This window comes from Pseudomonas sp. GW456-E7 (genome assembly GCF_059424105.1).
In genome coordinates, this window is sequence record NZ_JBWKZB010000013.1 from 91,134 (window position 1) to 112,327 (window position 21,194).

At 60.4% G+C, this 21,194-nt stretch carries 19 protein-coding genes; 13 read left to right on the plus strand and 6 right to left on the minus strand.

Annotated features, from left to right (window positions below; genetic code table 11):
- Positions 1 to 105 precede the first annotated feature (105 nt).
- The 6 genes from cysM to AC07YV_RS11340 all read left to right on the plus strand — a co-directional run bounded on the left by cysM (position 106) and on the right by AC07YV_RS11340 (position 7,399).
- On the plus strand, positions 106 to 1,008 hold the full coding sequence (gene cysM / locus AC07YV_RS11315; protein WP_015096444.1) for a cysteine synthase CysM: 903 nt from the start codon (positions 106 to 108) through the stop codon (positions 1,006 to 1,008).
- Positions 1,008 to 2,360 carry a 23S rRNA (uracil(1939)-C(5))-methyltransferase RlmD gene (rlmD, locus tag AC07YV_RS11320; protein WP_102699783.1) on the plus strand — a complete coding sequence of 451 codons (1,353 nt, stop codon included), beginning with the start codon at positions 1,008 to 1,010 and terminating at the stop codon, positions 2,358 to 2,360. The genes cysM and rlmD overlap by 1 nt, the downstream gene beginning before the upstream one ends.
- Positions 2,361 to 2,482: 122 nt before the next feature.
- The gene (gene relA / locus AC07YV_RS11325; RefSeq protein WP_007974540.1) at positions 2,483 to 4,726 is read left to right on the plus strand and encodes a GTP diphosphokinase; all 2,244 of its coding nucleotides are present in this window, start codon (positions 2,483 to 2,485) and stop codon (positions 4,724 to 4,726) included.
- Positions 4,727 to 4,859: 133 nt separating this feature from the next.
- Complete coding sequence (gene mazG, locus AC07YV_RS11330; protein WP_007974542.1) at positions 4,860 to 5,693, plus strand: nucleoside triphosphate pyrophosphohydrolase; 834 nt, start codon at positions 4,860 to 4,862, stop codon at positions 5,691 to 5,693.
- A 28-nt stretch (positions 5,694 to 5,721) separates the two neighbouring features.
- Complete coding sequence (locus AC07YV_RS11335; protein ID WP_102699782.1) at positions 5,722 to 6,264, plus strand: DUF2058 domain-containing protein; 543 nt, start codon at positions 5,722 to 5,724, stop codon at positions 6,262 to 6,264.
- Positions 6,265 to 6,451: 187 nt separating this feature from the next.
- Positions 6,452 to 7,399 carry a hypothetical protein gene (locus AC07YV_RS11340; RefSeq protein ID WP_102699781.1) on the plus strand — a complete coding sequence of 316 codons (948 nt, stop codon included), beginning with the start codon at positions 6,452 to 6,454 and terminating at the stop codon, positions 7,397 to 7,399.
- Positions 7,400 to 7,456: 57 nt separating this feature from the next.
- Here the strand turns inward: AC07YV_RS11340 and AC07YV_RS11345 are convergent, their stop codons facing one another.
- The 6 genes from AC07YV_RS11345 to AC07YV_RS11370 all read right to left on the minus strand — a co-directional run bounded on the left by AC07YV_RS11345 (position 7,457) and on the right by AC07YV_RS11370 (position 14,998).
- The gene (locus AC07YV_RS11345; RefSeq protein ID WP_007974549.1) at positions 7,457 to 7,645 is read right to left on the minus strand and encodes a hypothetical protein; all 189 of its coding nucleotides are present in this window, start codon (positions 7,643 to 7,645) and stop codon (positions 7,457 to 7,459) included.
- Between the two features lie 402 nt (positions 7,646 to 8,047).
- Positions 8,048 to 9,268, minus strand: coding sequence for a beta-ketoacyl-ACP synthase I (fabB, locus tag AC07YV_RS11350; protein ID WP_015096439.1), 1,221 nt, complete (start codon positions 9,266 to 9,268; stop codon positions 8,048 to 8,050).
- 11 nt (positions 9,269 to 9,279) lie between these two features.
- The gene (gene fabA / locus AC07YV_RS11355) at positions 9,280 to 9,795 is read right to left on the minus strand and encodes a 3-hydroxyacyl-[acyl-carrier-protein] dehydratase FabA (RefSeq protein WP_003227150.1); all 516 of its coding nucleotides are present in this window, start codon (positions 9,793 to 9,795) and stop codon (positions 9,280 to 9,282) included.
- Between the two features lie 247 nt (positions 9,796 to 10,042).
- Complete coding sequence (locus AC07YV_RS11360; protein WP_102699780.1) at positions 10,043 to 11,944, minus strand: ATP-binding protein; 1,902 nt, start codon at positions 11,942 to 11,944, stop codon at positions 10,043 to 10,045.
- Complete coding sequence (locus AC07YV_RS11365; RefSeq protein ID WP_102699779.1) at positions 11,941 to 12,873, minus strand: ABC transporter substrate-binding protein; 933 nt, start codon at positions 12,871 to 12,873, stop codon at positions 11,941 to 11,943. Before AC07YV_RS11365 ends, AC07YV_RS11360 begins: the two co-directional genes overlap by 4 nt.
- Position 12,874: 1 nt before the next feature.
- Positions 12,875 to 14,998, minus strand: coding sequence for a TonB-dependent receptor plug domain-containing protein (locus AC07YV_RS11370; protein WP_102699778.1), 2,124 nt, complete (start codon positions 14,996 to 14,998; stop codon positions 12,875 to 12,877).
- A 195-nt stretch (positions 14,999 to 15,193) separates the two neighbouring features.
- Here AC07YV_RS11370 and AC07YV_RS11375 point away from each other — a divergent pair, with 195 nt between their 5' ends.
- The 7 genes from AC07YV_RS11375 to AC07YV_RS11405 all read left to right on the plus strand — a co-directional run bounded on the left by AC07YV_RS11375 (position 15,194) and on the right by AC07YV_RS11405 (position 21,145).
- Entirely contained in the window at positions 15,194 to 16,219 is a 1,026-nt protein-coding gene (locus AC07YV_RS11375) for an NAD(P)H-dependent glycerol-3-phosphate dehydrogenase (protein WP_102699777.1), read from the plus strand.
- A 31-nt stretch (positions 16,220 to 16,250) separates the two neighbouring features.
- Complete coding sequence (locus AC07YV_RS11380) at positions 16,251 to 16,598, plus strand: DUF4389 domain-containing protein (RefSeq protein ID WP_007974561.1); 348 nt, start codon at positions 16,251 to 16,253, stop codon at positions 16,596 to 16,598.
- Complete coding sequence (sixA, locus tag AC07YV_RS11385; protein WP_102699776.1) at positions 16,595 to 17,050, plus strand: phosphohistidine phosphatase SixA; 456 nt, start codon at positions 16,595 to 16,597, stop codon at positions 17,048 to 17,050. The genes AC07YV_RS11380 and sixA overlap by 4 nt, the downstream gene beginning before the upstream one ends.
- A gap of 167 nt (positions 17,051 to 17,217) precedes the next feature.
- Positions 17,218 to 18,885, plus strand: coding sequence for an AMP-binding protein (locus AC07YV_RS11390; RefSeq protein ID WP_102699775.1), 1,668 nt, complete (start codon positions 17,218 to 17,220; stop codon positions 18,883 to 18,885).
- 32 nt (positions 18,886 to 18,917) lie between these two features.
- Positions 18,918 to 19,361 carry a hotdog fold thioesterase gene (locus AC07YV_RS11395; protein WP_102699774.1) on the plus strand — a complete coding sequence of 148 codons (444 nt, stop codon included), beginning with the start codon at positions 18,918 to 18,920 and terminating at the stop codon, positions 19,359 to 19,361.
- 126 nt (positions 19,362 to 19,487) lie between these two features.
- Positions 19,488 to 20,294, plus strand: coding sequence for an alpha/beta fold hydrolase (locus tag AC07YV_RS11400; protein ID WP_158248441.1), 807 nt, complete (start codon positions 19,488 to 19,490; stop codon positions 20,292 to 20,294).
- Positions 20,291 to 21,145 carry an alpha/beta hydrolase gene (locus AC07YV_RS11405; RefSeq protein WP_102699772.1) on the plus strand — a complete coding sequence of 285 codons (855 nt, stop codon included), beginning with the start codon at positions 20,291 to 20,293 and terminating at the stop codon, positions 21,143 to 21,145. The genes AC07YV_RS11400 and AC07YV_RS11405 overlap by 4 nt, the downstream gene beginning before the upstream one ends.
- The last annotated feature ends 49 nt before the right edge of the window (positions 21,146 to 21,194 follow it).

The window sequence follows — 21,194 nt, forward strand, 5'->3', positions numbered from 1 at the left end:
TGCCGCTTATTCCCATAAACCATAAGCACCACACTTTGCGTGATATGGCCTTCCGAGGTTTGCCGGTATGATAGGCGCCCCCGCAGTCTGGATTGCGAATACGCCATGACCTTGCAGTACCCAACCATCGCCGATTGCGTCGGCAACACTCCGCTGGTCCGTTTGCAGCGCCTGCCCGGCGCCACCAGCAATACCCTTTTGCTCAAGCTCGAAGGGAACAACCCGGCGGGTTCGGTCAAGGACCGTCCGGCGCTGTCGATGATCACCCGCGCCGAACTGCGCGGGCAGATCCATGCCGGCGATACGCTGATCGAAGCGACCTCGGGCAACACCGGGATCGCCCTGGCCATGGCCGCGGCGATCAAGGGTTACAAGATGATCCTGATCATGCCGGACAACTCCAGCGCCGAACGCAAGGCGGCCATGACCGCCTATGGCGCCGAGCTGATCCTGGTCAGCCAGGAACAGGGCATGGAAGGCGCCCGTGACCTCGCGCAGAAGATGGAAGCCGAAGGTCGCGGCAAGGTACTGGATCAGTTCGCCAACGGTGACAACCCCGAAGCGCACTACACCACCACCGGCCCGGAAATCTGGCGCCAGACCGAGGGCACCATCACCCATTTCGTCAGCTCCATGGGCACCACCGGGACCATCATGGGCGTGTCGCGCTACTTGAAAGAGCAGAACGACAACGTGCAGATCATCGGCCTGCAACCGATGGAAGGCTCGGCGATCCCGGGCATCCGCCGCTGGCCCCAGGAATACCTGCCGAAGATCTACCAGGCTGACCGCGTGGACCGGATCGTCGACATGGCCCAAAGCGAAGCCGAAGACGTGACCCGTCGGCTGGCCCGCGAAGAAGGCATTTTCTGTGGCGTGTCCTCGGGCGGTGCCGTGGCGGCAATGCTGCGCCTGTCCAAAGAAGTTGAAAACGCGGTGATCGTCGCGATCATCTGCGACCGTGGCGACCGTTACCTGTCGACCGGCATTTTCGACGCGCCCAACTGATGGCCAAGCATGAAAGAGGCCTGCGCTTCCAGCCCACCGGTGGCAGCAAGGCCCCGCAAATCCCGACCGGCAAAAAGCAGCGCCTGACCATCGAGCGCCTGGCCAATGACGGTCGCGGCATCGCGTTTTTCGAAGGCCGCACCTGGTTCGTCATCGGCGCATTGGCCGGTGAAGAGATTGAAGCGCGTGTGCTCGGCGCCCACGGCAAAGTGGTCGAGGCGCGCACCGAGCGGGTGTTCAAGGCCAGCGAATTGCGCCGCCCGGCACCGTGCGCCCATGCCGGCCGTTGCGGCGGTTGCAGCGTTCAGCATCTGCCTCATAACGAACAGCTTGCCCTGAAACAGCGCATGCTCGCCGAGCAGTTGTCGAAGGTCGCGGGCGTCGAACCCGAAGAGTGGGCGGCGCCATTGAGCGGCGCGGAGTTCGCCTACCGGCGTCGCGCCCGCGTGGCGGTGCGCTGGGACATGAAGGCGAAAAAACTCGAAGTCGGTTTCCGTGCCGCCGGCAGCCAGGACATCGTTGGCATCGATGACTGCCCGGTGCTGGTACAGCCCTTGCAACCGATCATGACCCGCTTGCCGGAAATGCTGCGGCGCTTGAGCAAACCTCAGGCACTGGGGCACGTAGAGTTGTTCAGCGGTTCGACGCTGGCGGTTTTACTGCGGCACATGGCGCCGTTGTCTGAAAGTGACATGACCATCCTCAAGGATTTCTGCGCGTTCCATGAGGCCCAGTTGTGGCTGCATGGCGACGGTGAACCGCAACCGGTCGAGGCTGACCAGTCGCTGGGCTATCGTCTTGAACAGTGGGACCTGGAACTGGCTTACCGACCTGGAGATTTCATCCAGGTCAACGCTGGTGTCAACGAAGCGATGGTCGCCCAGGCGCTGGACTGGTTGAAGCCGACGGCGGATGAGCGCGTACTCGATCTGTTCTGCGGCCTGGGCAACTTTGCCTTGCCGCTGGCCAAGGCTGCTCGCGAAGTGGTGGCAGTGGAAGGTGTGCAGGTGATGGTCGACCGGGCGGCGGCGAATGCCGCTAGCAACAATCTGCATAACGCGAAGTTTTTTCAGGCCGATTTATCCCAGCCTTTGACGGACGCCGAATGGGCCGCCGAAGGCTTTTGTGCGGTACTCTTGGACCCACCGCGTGACGGTGCTTTCGAGGTTGTGCGCAAGCTCAAGACCCTGGGCGCCGAGCGGTTGGTGTATGTGTCATGCAACCCGGCAACGCTGGCGCGCGACACGGTCGAATTGATCAAGCAGGGCTACCGGTTAAAACGTGCCGGGATTCTCGATATGTTTCCTCAAACGGCACATGTCGAGGCCATGGCGTTATTTGAAGCGAGCTAGGATGCTCGTCTGGTCCGACTGGCCCGCCCGTGCAGCCGCGCACCGAGCCCGACGTGGGCGCACAGGCAACGAAGGTCAGCGATTTGACGCATTGAATCTGCGTCGTAGGGAAGGTAAGCAAGATGGTACAGGTGAGAGCACACCAGCCGATCAACACCGACGGCAGTATCAATCTCGAGGCTTGGCTCGATCACGCGGTGAGTGTCGATCTGGCACTGGATCGCGAAGCCTTGAAGGAAGCCTGCGAGTACGCTCGCGAGGCCGAACAACAAGCCAATGCGGCACAGAATCTGTGGTCGGAAGGTAACTCGACTTTCCGTACCGGACTTGAGATCGCCGAGATCCTCGCCGATCTCAAACTCGACCAGGACTCTTTGGTCGCCGCGATCCTGTATCGAGGCGTACGCGAAGGCCAGATCAAGTTGCCGGCGGTCAGCCAGCGCTTCGGTCCGGTGGTGGCCAAACTCATCGATGGCGTGCAGCGCATGGCCGCGATCAGCGACAGCCTGAGCCCGCGTAAATCCCTGGTGCTGGGCACCCAGGGCCAGGTGGAAAACCTGCGCAAGATGCTGGTGGCCATGGTCGATGACGTTCGCGTCGCCCTGATCAAACTGGCCGAACGCACGTGCGCCATCCGTGCGGTGAAAACCGCCGATGACGAAAAGCGCAACCGCGTGGCTCGTGAAGTCTTCGACATTTATGCGCCACTGGCCCACCGCCTGGGTATCGGTCACATCAAGTGGGAACTGGAAGATTTGTCCTTCCGTTACCTGGAGCCGGACCAGTACAAGCAGATCGCCAAGTTGCTCCACGAGCGGCGACTGGATCGCGAGCGCTTCATCAGCGACGTGATGAGCCAGCTGAAGAACGAATTGCAGGCCACCGGCGTCGATGCCGATATCAGCGGCCGGGCCAAACACATCTATTCGATCTGGCGCAAAATGCAGCGCAAGGGTCTGGAGTTCAGCCAGATCTACGACGTGCGTGCCGTTCGTGTGCTGGTGCCGGAAATGCGCGACTGCTACACCGCGCTCGGCATCGTCCACACCCTGTGGCGGCACATCCCGAAAGAGTTCGACGACTACATCGCCAACCCCAAGGAAAACGGCTATCGCTCGCTGCACACGGCGGTGATCGGGCCTGAGGGCAAGGTGCTGGAAGTGCAGATTCGCACCCACGCGATGCATGAGGAAGCCGAGCTCGGCGTGTGCGCGCACTGGCGCTACAAGGGTACCGACGTCAAGTCCGGTTCCAATCACTACGAAGAGAAGATCTCCTGGCTGCGTCAGGTGCTGGAGTGGCATGAAGAGCTGGGCGACATCGGTGGCCTGGCGGAGCAACTGCGGGTCGATATCGAGCCCGACCGGGTCTATATCTTCACCCCGGACGGCCACGCCATCGACTTGCCAAAAGGCGCGACGCCGCTGGACTTCGCCTACCGCGTACACACCGAAATCGGTCATAACTGCCGTGGCGCCAAGATCAACGGGCGCATCGTGCCGCTCAACTACAGCCTGCAAACCGGTGAACAGGTCGAGATCATCACCAGCAAGCACGGCACCCCGAGCCGTGACTGGCTGAACCCGAACCTGGGTTACGTCACCACGTCGCGGGCACGGGCGAAGATCGTTCACTGGTTCAAGCTGCAGGCTCGTGACCAGAACGTCGCGGCCGGTAAAACCCTGCTTGAGCGTGAGCTCAATCGCCTCGGCTTGCCAGCGGTGGATTTCGACAAGCTGGCCGACAAGGCCAACATGAAAACCGCCGAAGACCTGTTCGCCGCCCTCGGTGCCGGCGACTTGCGTCTGGCGCAACTGGTCAACCTGGCGCAGCAACTGGTCGAGCCGGAGCGCGGCAACGAACAGCTGGAACTGATTCCACGCAAAGCCACGGGCTACAAACCGGGCAAGCGCGGTGATATCCAGATCCAGGGTGTCGGCAACCTGATGACCCAGATGGCCGGCTGCTGCCAACCGTTGCCGGGCGATGCAATCGTCGGCTACATCACCCAGGGTCGTGGCGTGAGCATTCACCGCCAGGACTGCGCCTCGGTGCTGCAGCTGGCCGGGCGCGAGCCCGAGCGGATCATCCAGGTCAGTTGGGGCCCGGTACCGGTGCTCACCTATCCGGTGGACATCGTCATCCGCGCCTACGACCGTTCCGGTTTGCTGCGTGATGTGTCGCAAGTGCTGCTCAACGAGCGGATCAACGTGCTGGCAGTCAACACCCGCTCGAACAAGGAGGACAACACCGCGCTGATGTCCCTGACCATCGAGATTCCGGGGCTGGATGCATTGGGGCGGTTGTTGGGGCGGATTTCCCAGTTGCCGAACATCATCGAAACGCGGCGTAACCGTACACCTTGATGCATGTTCGGCGCCGATCCACTGTGGGAGCGAGCTTGCTCGCGATGACGGCTTAACATTCAGCACATGTGTTGTCTGACAGACCGCTATCGCGAGCAAGCTCGCTCCCACAGGTTCTCGCAGAGTTTAATAAATGTATTCACTTGAAGACCTGCTGCACCTCATGAACCGCCTGCGCGACCCGCAGTACGGTTGTCCATGGGACATCAAGCAAACTTACGCCACCATCGTCCCGCACACCCTTGAGGAAGCCTACGAAGTCGCCGACGCCATCGAGCGCGGTGACTTCGATCACTTGCAGGGTGAGCTGGGCGATCTGCTGTTCCAGGTGGTGTATTACAGCCAGTTGGCTCGCGAAGAAGGGCGCTTCGAATTCGCCGGCGTAGTCGACAGCATCACCCGCAAGCTGATCCGCCGTCATCCCCACGTGTTCCCCACCGGTGATCTGTATGCGCCTCTGGATGTCCCGCGCCTGAGTGAAGAGCAGGTCAAGCAGCGCTGGGAAGAGATCAAGGCCGAAGAGCGCGCGGAGAAATCTTCGGCACCCGAACAGTTGTCGTTGCTCGATGACGTCCCTGCTGCATTGCCGGCGTTGTCTCGCTCGGCAAAATTGCAGAAGCGCGCGGGGCAGGTCGGCTTCGACTGGCCGGACGCCTTGCCGGTGCTCGATAAAGTGCGTGAGGAGCTCGATGAAGTGCTCGAAGCCATGTCGGAAAACGATCCCGAAGCCGTGGCCGACGAGATCGGCGACTTGCTGTTTTCCGTGGTCAATCTGGCGCGGCATCTCAAGGTTGATCCGGAAACCGCGCTGCGTGGCGCCAACGGCAAGTTTGAAAGACGCTTTCGTTTTATCGAACAGGCATTGCGCGATACCCGTCGTCCCATAGAAGATTGCACCCTCGAAGAGTTGGACGCCTTGTGGGGCGAAGCCAAACGTCAGGAAAAGAATTTGCCCAGCTGCGGTTGAGCCGTGGCCCAAGTGAGTAATAAGCACCATGAGCATTTCCCTTCGCGACCAGTTGCTCAAAGCAGGGCTGGTCAACCAGAAGCAGGCCAAGCAGGTCAGCAAAGACAAACAGAAACAACAGCGCCTGGCCCACAAAGGTCAGATCGAGCTGGATGACTCCCAGCAACGCGCGGCGCAGGAAGCCATGGCCGAGAAGGTCAAGCGCGATCAGGAGCTCAACCGCCAGCAGCAGGAGAAAGTCGAGGCCAAGGCCCGTGCCGCGCAGGTCAAGCAACTGATCGAAGTCTCGCGCCTGCCGAAACTGACGACCGAGGATTACTACAATTTCGTCGACGACAAGAAGGTCAAGCGCATCTGCGTCAACACCCTGATGCGCAACAAGCTCAGTAGTGGATCATTGGCCATCGTGCATCACGCTGGCGGCTACGAAGTGATTCCGCGCGAGGCGGCGCTGAAGATTCAGGAGCGCGATCCGCAGCGCATCGTGCAGCTCAATGTGCAGACTGAAGAGGTCATCGCTGAGGACGATCCGTACGCGGCCTATAAGATTCCTGATGACCTGATGTGGTAACAGATTTAATGCCCTAACGGGCTTACATGTTTGCTAGTACTTTGCATGTTTTATACATTGAGCCCGAAAGATTGTATCGATACGATCTTTCGGGTTTTCTTTTGCCAGGAAATAATGTCTTTTCATAAGGATGTTTGTGTCTTGAGAAAACAAATGGAATGAACTTTAGTATCCAAGGATGGAATAAATGTTTGTCAGTATCGCTTCGTTACGCCAACCCACTTTCAAGTCGCAGCTTTCACAGTCGCGAACGCTCGGGCGATCCATTTGCGATTACCTGGACGATGAACTTGTCGCTCGTGTCGAGCTTGTACGCCGAAAAATCAAGATCGCTGCAAAAGCCGCTCGCGAGGATCATGGCGAGACCGCTTGTGTTTTCTTTACCCTGCCTGAGTTCTTCTGGAACATTCCCTGGCGCGAGGTGCGTAATGAAGAGGAGCTCCATGAGCTGAACGCTGCCTACCTGGAGAAAGTGCCAGCGTGCATAGCTTTATTGATGACCGAACTGCCAGTGGAACGCTATGGCAAGATCGTATTGCTGGCGGGAAGCTGTGCGACACTCGTCAAGGTTGGAGAAGGTGAGTCAAGTTATTACGATGTTATTAATTACTTGCTGGCGATCACCAATAAAGAATATGAAGTCGATATACCTTTGATGTCGATGTGGCCAAAGCGCCATGTATCAGGTATCGACTTTGGCAAACACCTGGCTTCGGAGGGGGACTTCTGGCTGTTCAAGATTTCCGAAGAAATCGAAGTCAGGGTGAAGAAACTCAGCAGCGTGCGGGCTGAACACAGTTATTTCGGGGGTTATGAAGGGCGGTTCATCAATAGCCTCGTCAATGGCTGCCCTTTTGCAATCAACTTGTGCCTGGATTACTACAGTCTGAAAGAAGGCGAGCGCGACGTTCAGGTAGAGCTGACCGAGGCAAAAATCGATTTCCTGATCGCCTGCGGCATGAGTTTCGACTATGCCAAGCGTCATCCGTCATCGCTGCAGTTTTCGATCCGCAATGACGGAATGGGCGATGGCGACGTCGAGGTGGTCAGGCTTCAAGCGGGTTGGATTGTTGAAAGTGTCCCTTCGGTGCCGATCGAAGATGACCTTCATTTGACGCTGATCGAGGTTATCTGATGTGGATGCAGCCTGCCTGGCAGGAAAGGGCAGGCTGCACGGTGGTGGAGTCTGTTTTCAACCGGTTGCGAGCTCGCGTTTACGCTCGAGCATTTCCAGTTCGGCCCTGTAGTTTTGCGCGTCGGCCTCGGAATGGAACATGCCGACCAGCAGGTCTTGTTGGTGCACGTCCCAGATCCGGATGCCGGCGGCTACACCCTCGTGGGATTTATGTGAATCGTCGCGTTCAGTTACTTTGACAGTCATCTGCTAGCTCCAATCTCTGTTATCTGCAGCAAGGCGTGTGCAGGCCTCTGTTATAGAGTTTGGTAGCTTGCTAAGTAAATGGCTGAGTTTGGTAACGGTTTTTTGCAAAAACGGAAACAGTCCTGCAGCCCGCTGAATGCGCGACATTCGGTCGCAGGCCGTTGAGTTTCATGACAAAGGTTTCATGTTTGCGACGATGAAAACTGCAGGCTGAACGCAAGACCTGTGGGAGCGGGCTTGCTCGCGAAAGCGGTGGGGCAGTCGACATCAATGTTGAATATTAAATCGCTTTCGCGAGCAAGCCCGCTCCCACATGGATCGCAGTGTTGCCCCATTTTCAGCAGCAAAAAAAACGCCCCGAACCAGTCGGGGCGTTTTCATGTGTGGCTCAGCAGCGGGAAATTACTTGCCTTCCCAGCGCTTCAGTACCAGCGTGGCGTTGGTGCCACCGAAACCGAAGCTGTTGCTCATCACGGTGTTGATGGTGGCGTTTTCGCGGGTCTTGGTCAGCACCGGCAGGTCGGCCACTTCAGGGTCCAGCTCGTCGATGTTGGCGGAGCCGGCAATGAAGTTGCCTTCCATCATCAGCATGCAGTAGATCGCTTCGTGAACGCCGGCGGCGCCCAGGGAGTGACCCGACAGGCTCTTGGTGGAGCTGATGGCCGGAGCCTTGTCGCCGAACACTTCACGCACGCCTTTCATTTCCGCGACGTCGCCGACCGGGGTCGAGGTGCCGTGGGTGTTCAGGTAGTCGATCGGGGTGTCGACGGTGGACAGCGCCTGCTGCATGCAGCGGATCGCGCCTTCGCCGCTTGGGGCAACCATGTCGTAGCCGTCGGAAGTCGCGCCGTAGCCGACGATTTCCGCGTAGATCTTCGCGCCGCGGGCCAGAGCGTGTTCCAGCTCTTCGACCACGACCATGCCGCCACCGCCGGCGATGACGAAGCCGTCACGGTCAGCGTCGTAGGCACGGGAGGCTTGTTCCGGAGTGTCGTTACGCTTGCTGGACAGGGCGCCCATGGCGTCGAACAGGAACGACTGGCTCCAGTGCTCTTCTTCACCGCCGCCGGCGAAGACGATGTCCTGCTTGCCCATCTGGATCTGTTCCATGGCGGTACCGATGCAGTGAGCACTGGTGGCGCAGGCAGAAGCGATGGAGTAGTTCAGGCCCTTGATCTTGAACGGAGTGGCCAGGCAAGCGGAAACGGTGCTGCTCATGGTCCGCGTGACGCGGTATGGGCCGACGCGCTTGACGCCTTTCTCGCGCAGGATGTCCAGCGCTTCCATCTGGTTCAGGGTCGATGCGCCACCGGAGCCGGCGATCAGGCCGGTGCGCGGGTTGGACACCTGCTCTTCGGTCAGGCCGGAGTCGGTGATGGCGTCTTTCATGGCCAGGTAGGCATAAGCTGCCGCATGGCCGACGAAGCGATAGATCTTGCGATCGATCAGTTCTTCAAGGTTGAGGTCGATGGAGCCGGAAACCTGGCTACGCAGACCCATTTCGGCATATTCCGGGTTGAACCGGATGCCAGGGCGGCTTGCACGCAGGTTAGCGGAGACGGTCTCTTTGTCATTGCCCAGGCAAGAAACGATGCCCAGACCAGTGATAACGACGCGGCGCATGCGGATAACCCTTAGAAGTTGTCAGTGGAGGTGAACACGCCGACCCGGAGGCCTTCGGCGGTGTAGATTTCGCGACCGTCGACAGTGACCGAACCGTCGGCGATGGCCAGGTTCAGCTTGCCCTTGAGGACGCGCTTGATATGAATGTTATAGGTGACTTTCTTGGCGGTCGGCAGGACCTGGCCGAAGAATTTCACTTCGCCCGAACCCAGCGCACGGCCACGGCCCGGCAGGCCTTGCCAGCCCAGGAAGAAGCCGACCAGCTGCCACATGGCGTCGAGGCCCAGGCAGCCCGGCATCACCGGATCGCCTTCGAAGTGGCAGGCGAAGAACCACAGGTCCGGATTGATATCCAGCTCGGCGACCAATTCACCCTTGCCGTACTTGCCACCTTCTTCGCTGATCAGGGTGATGCGATCAACCATCAGCATGTTCGGGGCGGGCAGTTGCGCGTTACCTGGGCCGAACAGCTCACCGCGACTGCAGCGCAGCAGGTCTTCCCGGGTAAAGGCGTTTTGTTTGGTCATGCGAGCTCCTCAATAGTCCCATGCGGCAGGTGGGGCAAATCTTCCCGGCCGATCGAAGCGTTCATGCCTCGAACCGGCAGCCTACTCATAGACTATTGCGTTGTGGTGAAAGTCACAGCACCAAGGACATGAATGTACACTTGTGCACTGAAATTATTATTCAAGCCCCTTTTCGGGCCTGTCGAGGTGCCTAAGACTGCCGCACTTTCGCCTTTCACGCCAGTCACAGATGGTCGAAAGGCCTGTACTACTGCACCCACCGTTGCAGAATTTGTTGCAGATCAGTCCGTTTGAATGGCTTGGCCAGGTAATCGTTCATCCCAGCCGACAGACAGGCCTCGCGATCGCCCTGCAAGGCATTGGCGGTCAGGGCGATGATTGGCAGGTCGGTGCACCCGGGTAACTGGCGGATTTGCCGGGTGGCTTCATAGCCATCGATGATCGGCAAGCGGCAGTCCATCAGGATCGCTTCGAAAATCAGGCTCTCGGCACTGCGTACCGCCTGCGCGCCGTCGGCGGCGACACTGACCTTGAAACCCAGGCTGCGCAACATGGCTTCGATGACCGTCTGGTTGACCGGATTGTCCTCGACCAGCAGCACATTGCGCCCTTCGCCGTCGCTGTCGCCGGTTTGCGCGCGGGGCGGCAACAGCGGCTGCGTCTGCTGGTGCAGGGCCAGGGGAATTTCCAGGGTGAATACCGAACCGCGGCCTTCCTCACTCTGCGCGCGCAAGGTGCCGCCCATGCGTTCGGCGAGGGTGCGAGCAATCGGCAGGCCCAGTCCGGTGCCGCCGTAGCGCCTTGAAATGGAACTGTCGGCTTGCTGGAATGCGTTGAACATCAACTCCAGGCTTTCGGCCGGGATGCCGATGCCGCTGTCACGCACCGTGCAGGTGAACCACAGCAGTTCGTGATCCAGCGACTGCCATTGCGCCTCGAGGGTGACGCGGCCCTTCTCGGTGAACTTCAGCGCGTTGCCCACCAGGTTGACCAGTATCTGCCGGATACGCGTCGGGTCGCCCTTGACCTGCAGGCCGCGCATGTCGTCGGGGATCATCAATTGCAGGTCGAGACCGCGTTGCGCGGCGCTGTGCTGGAACGACTGGGCGCAACTGCCGATCAGATCGGCGAGGTTGAAGGGAATGTGCTCCAGTTCCAGTTCCGAACGTTCGATCCGCGAGAAATCCAGGATGTCATTGATGACCTTGAGCAAGTGCTCGGTGGACTCCGAGGCCAGCGCCGCGTACTCCACCTGTTCCTCGGTCATGTCGGTGGTTTCCAGCAACTGCAGCATGCCCAGTACGCCATTCATCGGCGTGCGCAGTTCATGGCTCATCATGGCGAGGAAGTCGGATTTGGCGTTGTTGGCCTTTTCCGCCTCTTCGCGGGTCTGGATCAACTGTGCCATGGCCTGATGCTGTTCGCGGCTGGCCTGTTCGAGGCCGCTGGCGAGGTTGTTGATGTGTTGCGACAGTGCCCCCAGCTCGGTGTCATCGACAATCGGCAGCGGTTTTTTGTAATCGCCGGCCTGGATCGCCTTGACGGCATTGCCGATATCACGGATCGGTTGCGACAGGCTGCTCGCCAGGCGTCGGGCCACGAGGAAGGTAAACAGCAGGGCAAACAGCGCCAGAATGGCAGCCTTGAGCACGATTTCCTGCTGGCGCCGACTGAAGGCATCGTTGGACAGCCCGACGATCACCCGGCCGAGGTAGTCCTCGGTGGGGGCGGCAGTGGCGGTTTTGCTGCTCTGGAAAAAGTCATTGTGCAAAGCGATTCGCTGGAGCCGTATGGGGGCCTGGAACACTTCGAGCTGTTGAGCGCGATTGTGGTGTTCGTTCGGTTGTTCGACGTACACCAGAACCCGGTTGGCGCTGTCCTGGACTTCCAGAAAGCTCACGTTGGGCGTGGCCAGCGTCGCCTTGAGCAAGGTTTCAAGCACTTCGCTGTTGCCCGAAATCACCCCGTACTCGGTGGCGGGGGCCAGTTGGTTGGCGATCAACTGGCCGGTGTGGGAGATTTCCTGACGCAGATCCTGGATACGCACGAATGTGAAGAAGCTGATCAGCAACAAGGTCAGCAGCAGGGCAGGGCCGAGGCTGATGAGTTGGGTGCGGGTGTTGATGTCCCAGCGACGGCGCAGGTTCATGGGCGGCGTTCTCCTTCAGCCAGCAATGTGGCGACAGACGCCTCGTTTATCTCTTCGATACCCAGGGAGCGCGCCACCTGGGGATTGCTCGCGACCTTGAATCGATGGGGATAGTGCGAGCGCGGCCAGGTGGTCGGTGGCCGGTCGAGTAACTCATCGAGGACCGCCAGCCAGTCGCTCTGATCGCTGTAGGTGCTGGCCAGGCTCCCGGCCTTGACGAAGCTCGCGTTGGGGCCGATCAGTGCCATTTGCCGCGAGTAGCTGCTCAGCAGCAGGTTCTTTGCGGTTTGCGGGTTGTACAGGTCGGCGTCGTCCAGTCCCAGCAACACGTCGCTGTTCTTCAGCAAGGTCTGCAACGGACGGCTGTCGTGAATGTTGTCCCAGCGTTGGGTGACCACCTCAAGGCCCAGGGGGAGGGCGGCCTGACGCAGCTCATCCAACAGGAATTCACTGTGGTTGTCGTAGAGCACGCCAATGCGTCTGGCTTGGGGCAACAGGGTGCGGGTCAGGCGTAATTGGCGGTCCGGCGGTGGATCGCTCCACAGCAGGCAAAGGCGCGCCGGCAGCGAGCTGTTCAAGCGTTGCCGGGCTTGCAGGCGGCTGATGCGCAGCACCAGTGTCGCCGGGCCCTGGGCGTCCTGCAGGCGCCAGTCGAGGCTGGGCAGATCGAGGAGAATCAAGCGGATATTTTCCGGCAGTTTTTCCGGTATCGGCAAACTGGCCAGCGCCTGGAATCGTACGTTGTCGTTCGGTCGCAACTCGCTCAGGGCCTGGGTAAACGCCCGCACACCGGGGCTGTCTTCGGCCCCCGTGAGCAAAATGTCGGCCGCATTGCTCGCCAGGCTGCCCAGCATGCCGGTGAACAACAGGCAAAGCACCGCCAGCAACCGGCTCAAGGTCGGTGTTCTCCAGGCCGGACGATACGGCATCTTACAGTTCCAGCTCTGCGCTGAAATACATCACGTGGCGCTGGTCATAACGGTTATCGATGAAGGTGGTCGGCTGATTGTCCAGGCGTTGCTGGAGCACTCCGGCCAGTTCCAGGCTGGCCTTGCCCAGGGCGATACGTTTGGCGATGCGCGCATCGACCCGTTCGAAGCGGTAACCGTTGAGGGCGTCGTCGCCATAATAGAAAAGCGCACTGTTCCAGCCCCGGCCCCAATCCCGCAGCCATCCGGCTGAACCACTGTTGTTTGCAGTCTGCCTGGCATCCAGCGGATTGCTGGCGTCGGCATCGACGTAGGCATAGGTCAGTCGCAGGCGATCGAAGCTGCCGACGCGCCAGTCGAGCTGGGTTTCGGCTCCCGAAAAACGCTCCTTGTTGGCGTTGCTGGCGACGTACTGATTGTTGCGCAGCGGTTCACTGATCATGCCGGTGATTTCGTCGTGGAACAACTTCACGTCGAGTGCCAGCCCCGTTTCGGGGAAGTAGCCGTTGTAGCCCAGCTCCCGGGAGCGCATGTGCTCTTGATCGAGGTCGCCCGGGCCGCGGGTCTTGACGAAATAGCGGGCGCTGGACTGGCCAAAGGCACCGGGCTTGAGGTTAGTGACCTGATAACTCCAGTTGACGTTGTTCTCGAACATGTCCGGCGAGCGGATGGCCTCGGAGTACACCGCACGCAAGCCGTGGCGCGGGTTGATCAGGTAGTTGACCGCCATGCGAGGTGTCAGCGAGCTGCCGATCAGCCGGGCATCTTCGAACATGGCGCCGCCTTGCAGCAACCAGTGTTCGCTGGCACGCCACTCGACCTGGCCGAACACCCGCCAGGTCCTGTCATCGAGAGTGCCATTGAAGTAAGTCTCGGAATCCGCCCGGTCGTAACGATAGTTCATCCCGCTGACCAGCCGCAGGTTATCGGCAAGGCTCAGGGTGTCCTGCAGTTCAAGGTCGTAGCGCGTTTCCCGGGTGCTCTGGTCGATGTCGCCGCAAACGGTCTGGCTCGCACCGTTGCGCCATTGATCGAGTACCTGGTTGGCCAGCGCCTGCTCGGCGGGTGTGCCAGCCGGGGCTCCACGGCCGGTGAAGCGTGTGATGTTGCGGGCCAGGCGTTCGGTGTAGTTCGGGTTCAGTTGCCAGAGCTCGGTCAATTGCGGGCTGAACGAAATTTCTGCGTCGCAGGCGCGCCAGGTTTGCTGGCGATCCCAGTGTTGGGCCGAACCCTGGATATAAAGGCTGTGATCGGGATTGATGTCCAGGTTCCAGCGCAACGACCCGGCGTAGTCCTTGGCGGTGACGTCGGAGTCGTTGCCGGCACGGGTAATCCCCGGGAACACCGGCCGGTAGGTATAGGGCCGCTGGTTGGTGCCGTCCTTGGCATTCACTTGCCAATCGAGGCTTTGCCGTTCGTCGAGGCTCTGGCTGACCGCGAGGTTGAAGCGATCGAGGCGACGACTGTCATGGTAATCAGCGCCGGTTCTGTCGGTGTCGAAGCCGTCGTCTTGCTGGCCGGACAGGGACAGACGCATGTCACCATCCTCCCAGCCCAGGCCCTGGCTGGCATAAAAGTCGTTGATGCCGCGCTGCCCCCGGGTGACCTTCATGCGGGTACCGAGGCTGTCGGCCGGCCGCCGGGTAATGATGTTGACCACCGCCATCAGGGCATTGGCGCCGTAGCTGACGGTATTGGGCCCGCGAAAGACTTCGATGCGCTCGATGTCTTCCATGGCCACCGGAATGTCGCTCCAGTCGACGGTGGCCAGGCCGGCGCGATACACCGAGCGCCCGTCGATCAGCACTTGCATGCGTCGCGCTTCAGTCGCATTGGTGCCGTGGTAGTTCACCGCGGCCTGGTTGCCGCTGATGTTGCCGACCATCATCCCCGGCACCAGGCGCAGCAGTTCGCTGATGTCACGGGCACCGGTGGCGTGGATCAGGGCGCTGTCGATCACCGTCATGCTGCCCGGCACGGCCGCCGGCGACTGCTTCAGGCGCGTGGCGGTGAGCACTTGCGGCAGCGGTTCGCTGTCCAGGAACAGGTCGTCGGCCAGCACCGGCGAGCTGAAAATCAGCGCCAGTACCAGAGGCGAACGCGGTGAAGGAGCAGCCGGAGACACAACACATCCCTGTCAGTGATTGATGGCGCGCATGTTAACCGAGCCGAATGACTTTTCCATTCACGATGTCTGCATTTTCCTCGGTTTTATTGGTCTTCTTCCTGCGGGTGCAGGTATTTGATGTCGGGGCTGGCCGCCGATGGGCTGCCCCGTATAATGCCGACATCGCCACTGGTATGGATTAACGGATTGCATATGACTGAACAGCGCCCGATTGCGGTCCTGGGAGGCGGAAGTTTTGGAACCGCCGTGGCTAATCTGCTGGCCGAGAACGGGCATCAGGTCCTTCAGTGGATGCGTGACCCCGAACAGGCCGAGGCCATTCGGGTCAATCGCGAAAACCCGCGTTACCTCAAAGGCATCAAGATTCTGCCCGGCGTCACCCCGGTCACCGACCTGCAAGCCACCCTGGATGCCAGCGACCTGTGTTTCGTCGCGTTGCCCTCCAGCGCGCTGCGCTCGGTGCTGGTGCCGCACGCCGAACGCTTGAGCGGCAAAATGCTGGTGAGCCTGACCAAAGGCATCGAAGCCCACACGTTCAAGTTGATGAGCGAGATCCTTGAAGAAATCGCCCCGCAGGCACGCATTGGCGTCCTGTCCGGCCCCAACCTGGCCCGTGAAATTGCAGAACATGCGCTGACGGCCACGGTGGTCGCCAGTGAAGACGAAGAACTGTGCCAACAGGTTCAGGCCGCGCTGCACGGCCGCACCTTTCGCGTTTATGCCAGCGCCGACCGTTTCGGCGTGGAACTGGGCGGGGCGTTGAAAAACGTCTACGCGATCATCGCCGGCATGGCGGTGGCGCTGGGCATGGGGGAAAACACCAAGAGCATGCTGATCACCCGGGCACTGGCGGAAATGACCCGCTTCGCGGTGAATCAGGGCGCCAACCCGATGACCTTCCTGGGCCTGGCCGGCGTGGGCGACTTGATCGTGACCTGTTCTTCACCAAAGAGCCGCAACTATCAGGTCGGCTTCGCCCTCGGCCAGGGCCTGAGCCTGGACGAGGCCGTCACGCGCCTGGGTGAAGTCGCCGAAGGGGTCAACACCCTTAAAGTACTCAAGGCCAAGTCCCAGGAGGTTGGCGTGTACATGCCGCTGGTCGCCGGGTTGCACGCGATCCTGTTCGAAGGCCGCACGCTGGAGCAGGTCATCGGTCTGTTAATGCGTGGCGAGCCGAAAACCGACGTCGACTTTATTTCCACCAGTGGTTTCAATTAATCACGCTTGCCATAAAAGCAGGGAGTTGCGCATGAACGATCCAAAAGTAGAAGCCAAGTATGAATCCATCCTGCTGCGCGTGTTGTGGATGATCGTCTTCGTGCTGGTGTGGCAAGTCGCGCAGTTCATCCTCGGCGCCGTCGTGCTGGTGCAGTTGATCTATCGTTTGTTTTATGGCGCCCCGAGCGCCAGCCTGATGAACTTTGGCGACAGTCTGAGCCAGTTTCTGGCGCAGATCGGTCGTTTCGGCAGCTTTCACAGCGACCAGAAGCCTTGGCCGTTCGCCGATTGGCCGACGCCGCGTACACCGGAAGGTGAAGCGCCGCATGTTGTGGCACCGGCACCGCATCCGGCTCGAGATGAGGAACCCAAGCTATGAAACTCTGGGTATTGCGTCATGGTGAAGCTGTACCACACGGCTCCCGGCCCCACGATTCGGAGCGGGAACTGACGGACCACGGTCGTGAGGAGGTGCTGCGCAGCGCCGCGCAACTGATCGGGCAACCGCTGACGGCGATATACGCAAGTCCGTACCTGCGAGCGCAGCAGACGGCGCAACTGGTGCGCGAAACACTGGGGTTCGAGCCGGAAATCCGCACTGTCGAGTGGCTGACACCGGACACCGAGCCGGACAAGGTCGCCGAGCAAATGGTGGCGGTGAGCGATGTCCTGCTGGTCAGTCACAACCCTCTGGTGGGGAATTTGTTGAGCTACCTGCAACATGGCGCGGGACATCCACCGGAGCGGGTCAGCACCGCCGGCCTGGCCGAGCTCGAGAGCAATGAGTTGTTGGTCGGGTCGATGAGGCTCAACGACATCAAGCACCCATAAAAGCAAAGATCGCAGCCTGCGGCAGCTCCTACAAGATGCACGCCATTTCCATGTAGGAGCTGCCGCAGGCTGCGATCTTTTGATCTTGCTTTTTACCTGTAAAAAATTAACCAAGCACTTGCTTGGTTGACTACGCTTGCTCCAGAACAAAAACACAGGAGCGAGTCATGTCTGCTGCTTTTCGTTTGCCGCTGGACGTTTTCTACGAGCGTGAGGCCCGTCACCCCCGCCAGCGCTTCCTGGTCCAGCCGGTCGGAGGCGGCCAGGTCGAGACCTTGACCTGGGCGGACGTCGGTCACCAGGCCCGTTGCGCGGCCCATTGGTTGCGAGCGCGGGAGTTGCCGCAGGGCAGCCATATCGCCCTGATCTCGAAGAACTGTGCGCACTGGATCATCGCCGACCTGGCGATCTGGATGGCCGGGCATGTGTCGGTGCCCTTGTACCCCAACCTCACCGCCGAATCGGTTGCCCAGGTGCTCGAACATTCGGAAGCGGCGCTGGCATTCATCGGCAAGCTTGACGACTGGCCAGGCATGTCCCGTGGCGTCAGCCCCGACCTGCCGACCATCAGCCTGCCCCTGCATCCGCCGGGTACGTTCGATTTCAGTTGGGCCGACCTGCAAGGCAGCTCGCCCATCCAGGACGATCCGAAACCTGCCGCCGATCAACTGGCGACCATCATTTACACCTCCGGCACCACGGGCATGCCCAAAGGCGTGATGCACAGCTTCGGCAATCTGGGCTTCGCCACCACACGCGGCACTGCGTTGTTTGGCCTCAACGAGTCGGACCGGTTGTTGTCCTACCTGCCGCTGTGCCACGTTGCCGAACGGATGTTCGTCGAACTGGCGTCGATCTATACCGGCCAAACGGTATTTTTCGCCGAGAGCCTGGACACCTTCCTCACCGACCTGCAGCGTGCGCGCCCGACCGCACTGTTTGGCGTGCCGCGCATCTGGACCAAATTCCAGATGGGCGTGTACAGCAAGATCCCGGCAAAACGTCTCAACTTCCTGCTTGGCCTGCCGATCATCGGCAAACGAGTCGGGCATAAAGTTCTCGCCGGACTGGGTCTGGATGCGTTGCGCATCGCGTTGTCCGGCGCGGCACCGGTGCCGCAAACCTTGTTGCAGTGGTACCGCAAACTGGGACTGGACGTGCTGGAGGTCTACGGCATGACCGAGAGTTGCGGTTACTCCCACATCGGCATCCCGGGCCAGAACAAACCAGGCTGGATCGGCAAGCCGTGCCCGGAAGTTGAAGTGCGGATCGCCGAGACGGGGGAGGTCATGGTGCGCAGTGGCGCGACCATGCTCGGCTATTTCAAGGAACCGGAAAAAACCGCTGACACCATTACCGAGGACGGCTTCCTGCGCACCGGCGACAAGGGCGAGGAGGACGCCGAAGGCAATCTGCGCCTGACCGGGCGCCTGAAGGAAATCTTCAAGACCAGCAAAGGCAAATACGTGGCGCCGGCACCGATTGAAAATCGCCTGGCCGTGCATTCGCGTATCGAACAGGTCTGCGTGGTGGGCGATGGCTTGAGTGCACCGCTGGGTTTGTGCGTGTTGTCGGCGGTCGGCCAACAGGATGCCGACGGGGCCGCACGCGCCGGCCTGCATTCGAGCCTGGAAAAACTGCTGGAAGAGGTCAACGGTGCGCTCGACAAGCATGAACAGCTGCGGCGCCTGGTGGTGGTCAAGGACAGTTGGGCCGTGGAAAACGGCTTTCTCACCCCGACGTTGAAGATCAAGCGCAACGTGATCGAAGCGGCGTACGGTGAGCGTTTTGCAGAATGGAGCGAGCGCAACGAAGCGGTGCTGTGGCAGGATTGATTCACCAACAAAACCAACAAGGAAACCCTGCGATGAGTCTGTGGCGCACCGCTCCCAACATCGAGCAGTTGAACGCAATCCAGAAAAATACCATCGGCGAACTGCTGGACATCCGTTTTGAGTCCTTCGACGATGAGTCCCTGACCGCCAGCATGGTCGTCGATCACCGCACCCATCAGCCTTACGGTTTGCTGCATGGCGGTGCCTCGGTGGTGCTGGCCGAATCGGTCGGCTCGATGGCCAGCTACCTGTGCATTGATGCCAGCAAGTTCTATTGCGTGGGCCTGGAAATCAACGCCAACCATTTGCGCGGCCTGCGCAGCGGGCGGGTGACGGCAGTGGCCAAGCCGATCCACATCGGCCGCACGACCCATGTCTGGGACATTCGGTTGACCAGCGATGAGGGCAAGGCCAGTTGTGTGTCGCGGTTGACCATGGCGGTGGTGCCGTTGGGTGAGAAACCTCCGTTACGTTGACGGTTTGAAATCAAAGGATCGCAGCCTGCGGCAGCTCCTGCCACCATTCCTGGTAGTTATGGTCATTGCTGTAGGAAGCGGTCTTACGGACAATCAACGTCTGTTCTCGCTCATGGATTTGCAGGTATGTCGCAACAGATCTTTTTCGCCCACGCCAATGGTTTTCCTTCGGGGACCTACGGCAAGTTGTTTGCGGCGCTGGCACCCGAGTTTCAGGTGACGCATCTGGAGCAGCACGCCCACGACCCGCGTTACCCGGCGGACGATAACTGGTACAACCTGGTGGATGAGCTGATCCATCACCTGCAACAACAGGCCGAGCCCGTGTGGGGCGTCGGTCACTCCTTCGGCGGGGTGTTGCACCTGCATGCGGCCTTGCGCTGCCCTGAGCTGTATCGCGGGGTGGTGATGCTCGACTCGCCAGTGCTGACCCGAGCCGATCAATGGGTCATACGTGCGGCCAAACGCTTCGGTTTCATCGACCGCCTGACGCCGGCCGGCCGTACCCTGGGCCGCCGCGAAGAGTTCGCCGACCTGGAAAGCGCCCGGAAATACTTTGCCGGTAAAACCCTGTTTCGCGGTTTCGACCCCGAATGCTTCGATGCCTACCTGCAACATGGCTTGCACCAGGTCGGCGACAAACTGCGCCTGCGGTTCGACCCGGCCACGGAAATCAGCATCTATCGCGGCGTGCCGCACACCAGCCCGGGCAGCACCCGCAAGTTGCAAGTGCCGCTGGCGGTGGTTCGCGGGCACAACAGCCGAGTGGTGATGCGCCATCACGCCAGTTCGGTCGACCGCCTGCCGTTGGGCGAGTCGTTGACCATGCCCGGCGGCCACATGTTTCCGCTCGAGCGTCCCCTTGATACCGCGCAAATGCTCAAAGGTCTGTTCCATCGCTGGGATGGCCGTCGACAACAGGATTGCGCATGAGCCATGCCGTCGAAGAGGTCCGCCTGAGCCTGCCGCACATCGAACTGGCGGCACACCTGTTCGGTCCTGAAGACGGTTTGCCGGTCATTGCCCTGCATGGCTGGCTGGACAACGCCAACAGCTTTGCCCGTCTGGCTCCCAAACTCAAAGGCCTGCGCATCATCGCGCTGGACATGGCCGGTCACGGTCATTCCGGGCATCGCCCGCCGGGAGCCGGTTACGCCATGTGGGACTATGCCCACGATGTGCTGCAAGTCGCCGAACAGCTTGGACTGAAGAAATTTGCGCTGATGGGGCATTCGATGGGCGCCATCGCTTCGCTGATCATCGCCGGGTCGATGCCCGAGCGGGTCACCCACCTGGCGCTGATCGACGGCATCATTCCTCCTACAGACAAGGGGGAAAACGCTGCCGAGCGCATGGGCATGGCCCTGCAGGCGCAACTGGATCTGCGGGAGAAGCGCAAACCGGTCTACGACACCCTCGACCGCGCCATCGAAGCGCGCATGAAGGGCCTGGTGGCGGTCAGCCGCGAAGCCGCGGAACTGCTGGCGCAGCGGGGTCTGATGCCGGTATCGGGTGGTTATACCTGGCGCACCGACAATCGCCTCACGCTGCCATCGCCACTGCGCCTGACCACCGAGCAGGCCATGGCCTTCGTCCAGCGGATCAAATGTCCAGCAACGCTGGTGGTCGCTGCCGACGGCATGCTCGCCAAACACCCCGAGTTGCTGGAGCGTCTACCCTTTAGCCGGGAACAGCTGCCAGGCGGCCACCATCTGCACCTGAATGACGAGTCCGGTGCCGATCTTGTCGCAGACTGTTTCAATCGGTTTTTCGCCATTCCTTGACTTGCGCCGGGCAACTGTCGAGGCTTGACGGGTTGAAAAGGGAGACAAC

What these genes read in the sequence shown, in the direction of transcription:
- cysM (WP_015096444.1), top strand. Translation starts at nt 106, where the DNA reads ATGACCTTGCAGTACCCAACCATCGCCGATTGCGTCGGCAACACTCCG.
- rlmD (WP_102699783.1), top strand. Translation starts at nt 1,008, where the DNA reads ATGGCCAAGCATGAAAGAGGCCTGCGCTTCCAGCCCACCGGTGGCAGC.
- relA (WP_007974540.1), top strand. Translation starts at nt 2,483, where the DNA reads ATGGTACAGGTGAGAGCACACCAGCCGATCAACACCGACGGCAGTATC.
- mazG (WP_007974542.1), top strand. Translation starts at nt 4,860, where the DNA reads ATGTATTCACTTGAAGACCTGCTGCACCTCATGAACCGCCTGCGCGAC.
- AC07YV_RS11335 (WP_102699782.1), top strand. Translation starts at nt 5,722, where the DNA reads ATGAGCATTTCCCTTCGCGACCAGTTGCTCAAAGCAGGGCTGGTCAAC.
- AC07YV_RS11340 (WP_102699781.1), top strand. Translation starts at nt 6,452, where the DNA reads ATGTTTGTCAGTATCGCTTCGTTACGCCAACCCACTTTCAAGTCGCAG.
- AC07YV_RS11345 (WP_007974549.1), bottom strand. Translation starts at nt 7,645, where the DNA reads ATGACTGTCAAAGTAACTGAACGCGACGATTCACATAAATCCCACGAG.
- fabB (WP_015096439.1), bottom strand. Translation starts at nt 9,268, where the DNA reads ATGCGCCGCGTCGTTATCACTGGTCTGGGCATCGTTTCTTGCCTGGGC.
- fabA (WP_003227150.1), bottom strand. Translation starts at nt 9,795, where the DNA reads ATGACCAAACAAAACGCCTTTACCCGGGAAGACCTGCTGCGCTGCAGT.
- AC07YV_RS11360 (WP_102699780.1), bottom strand. Translation starts at nt 11,944, where the DNA reads ATGAACCTGCGCCGTCGCTGGGACATCAACACCCGCACCCAACTCATC.
- AC07YV_RS11365 (WP_102699779.1), bottom strand. Translation starts at nt 12,873, where the DNA reads ATGCCGTATCGTCCGGCCTGGAGAACACCGACCTTGAGCCGGTTGCTG.
- AC07YV_RS11375 (WP_102699777.1), top strand. Translation starts at nt 15,194, where the DNA reads ATGACTGAACAGCGCCCGATTGCGGTCCTGGGAGGCGGAAGTTTTGGA.
- AC07YV_RS11380 (WP_007974561.1), top strand. Translation starts at nt 16,251, where the DNA reads ATGAACGATCCAAAAGTAGAAGCCAAGTATGAATCCATCCTGCTGCGC.
- sixA (WP_102699776.1), top strand. Translation starts at nt 16,595, where the DNA reads ATGAAACTCTGGGTATTGCGTCATGGTGAAGCTGTACCACACGGCTCC.
- AC07YV_RS11390 (WP_102699775.1), top strand. Translation starts at nt 17,218, where the DNA reads ATGTCTGCTGCTTTTCGTTTGCCGCTGGACGTTTTCTACGAGCGTGAG.
- AC07YV_RS11395 (WP_102699774.1), top strand. Translation starts at nt 18,918, where the DNA reads ATGAGTCTGTGGCGCACCGCTCCCAACATCGAGCAGTTGAACGCAATC.
- AC07YV_RS11400 (WP_158248441.1), top strand. Translation starts at nt 19,488, where the DNA reads ATGTCGCAACAGATCTTTTTCGCCCACGCCAATGGTTTTCCTTCGGGG.
- AC07YV_RS11405 (WP_102699772.1), top strand. Translation starts at nt 20,291, where the DNA reads ATGAGCCATGCCGTCGAAGAGGTCCGCCTGAGCCTGCCGCACATCGAA.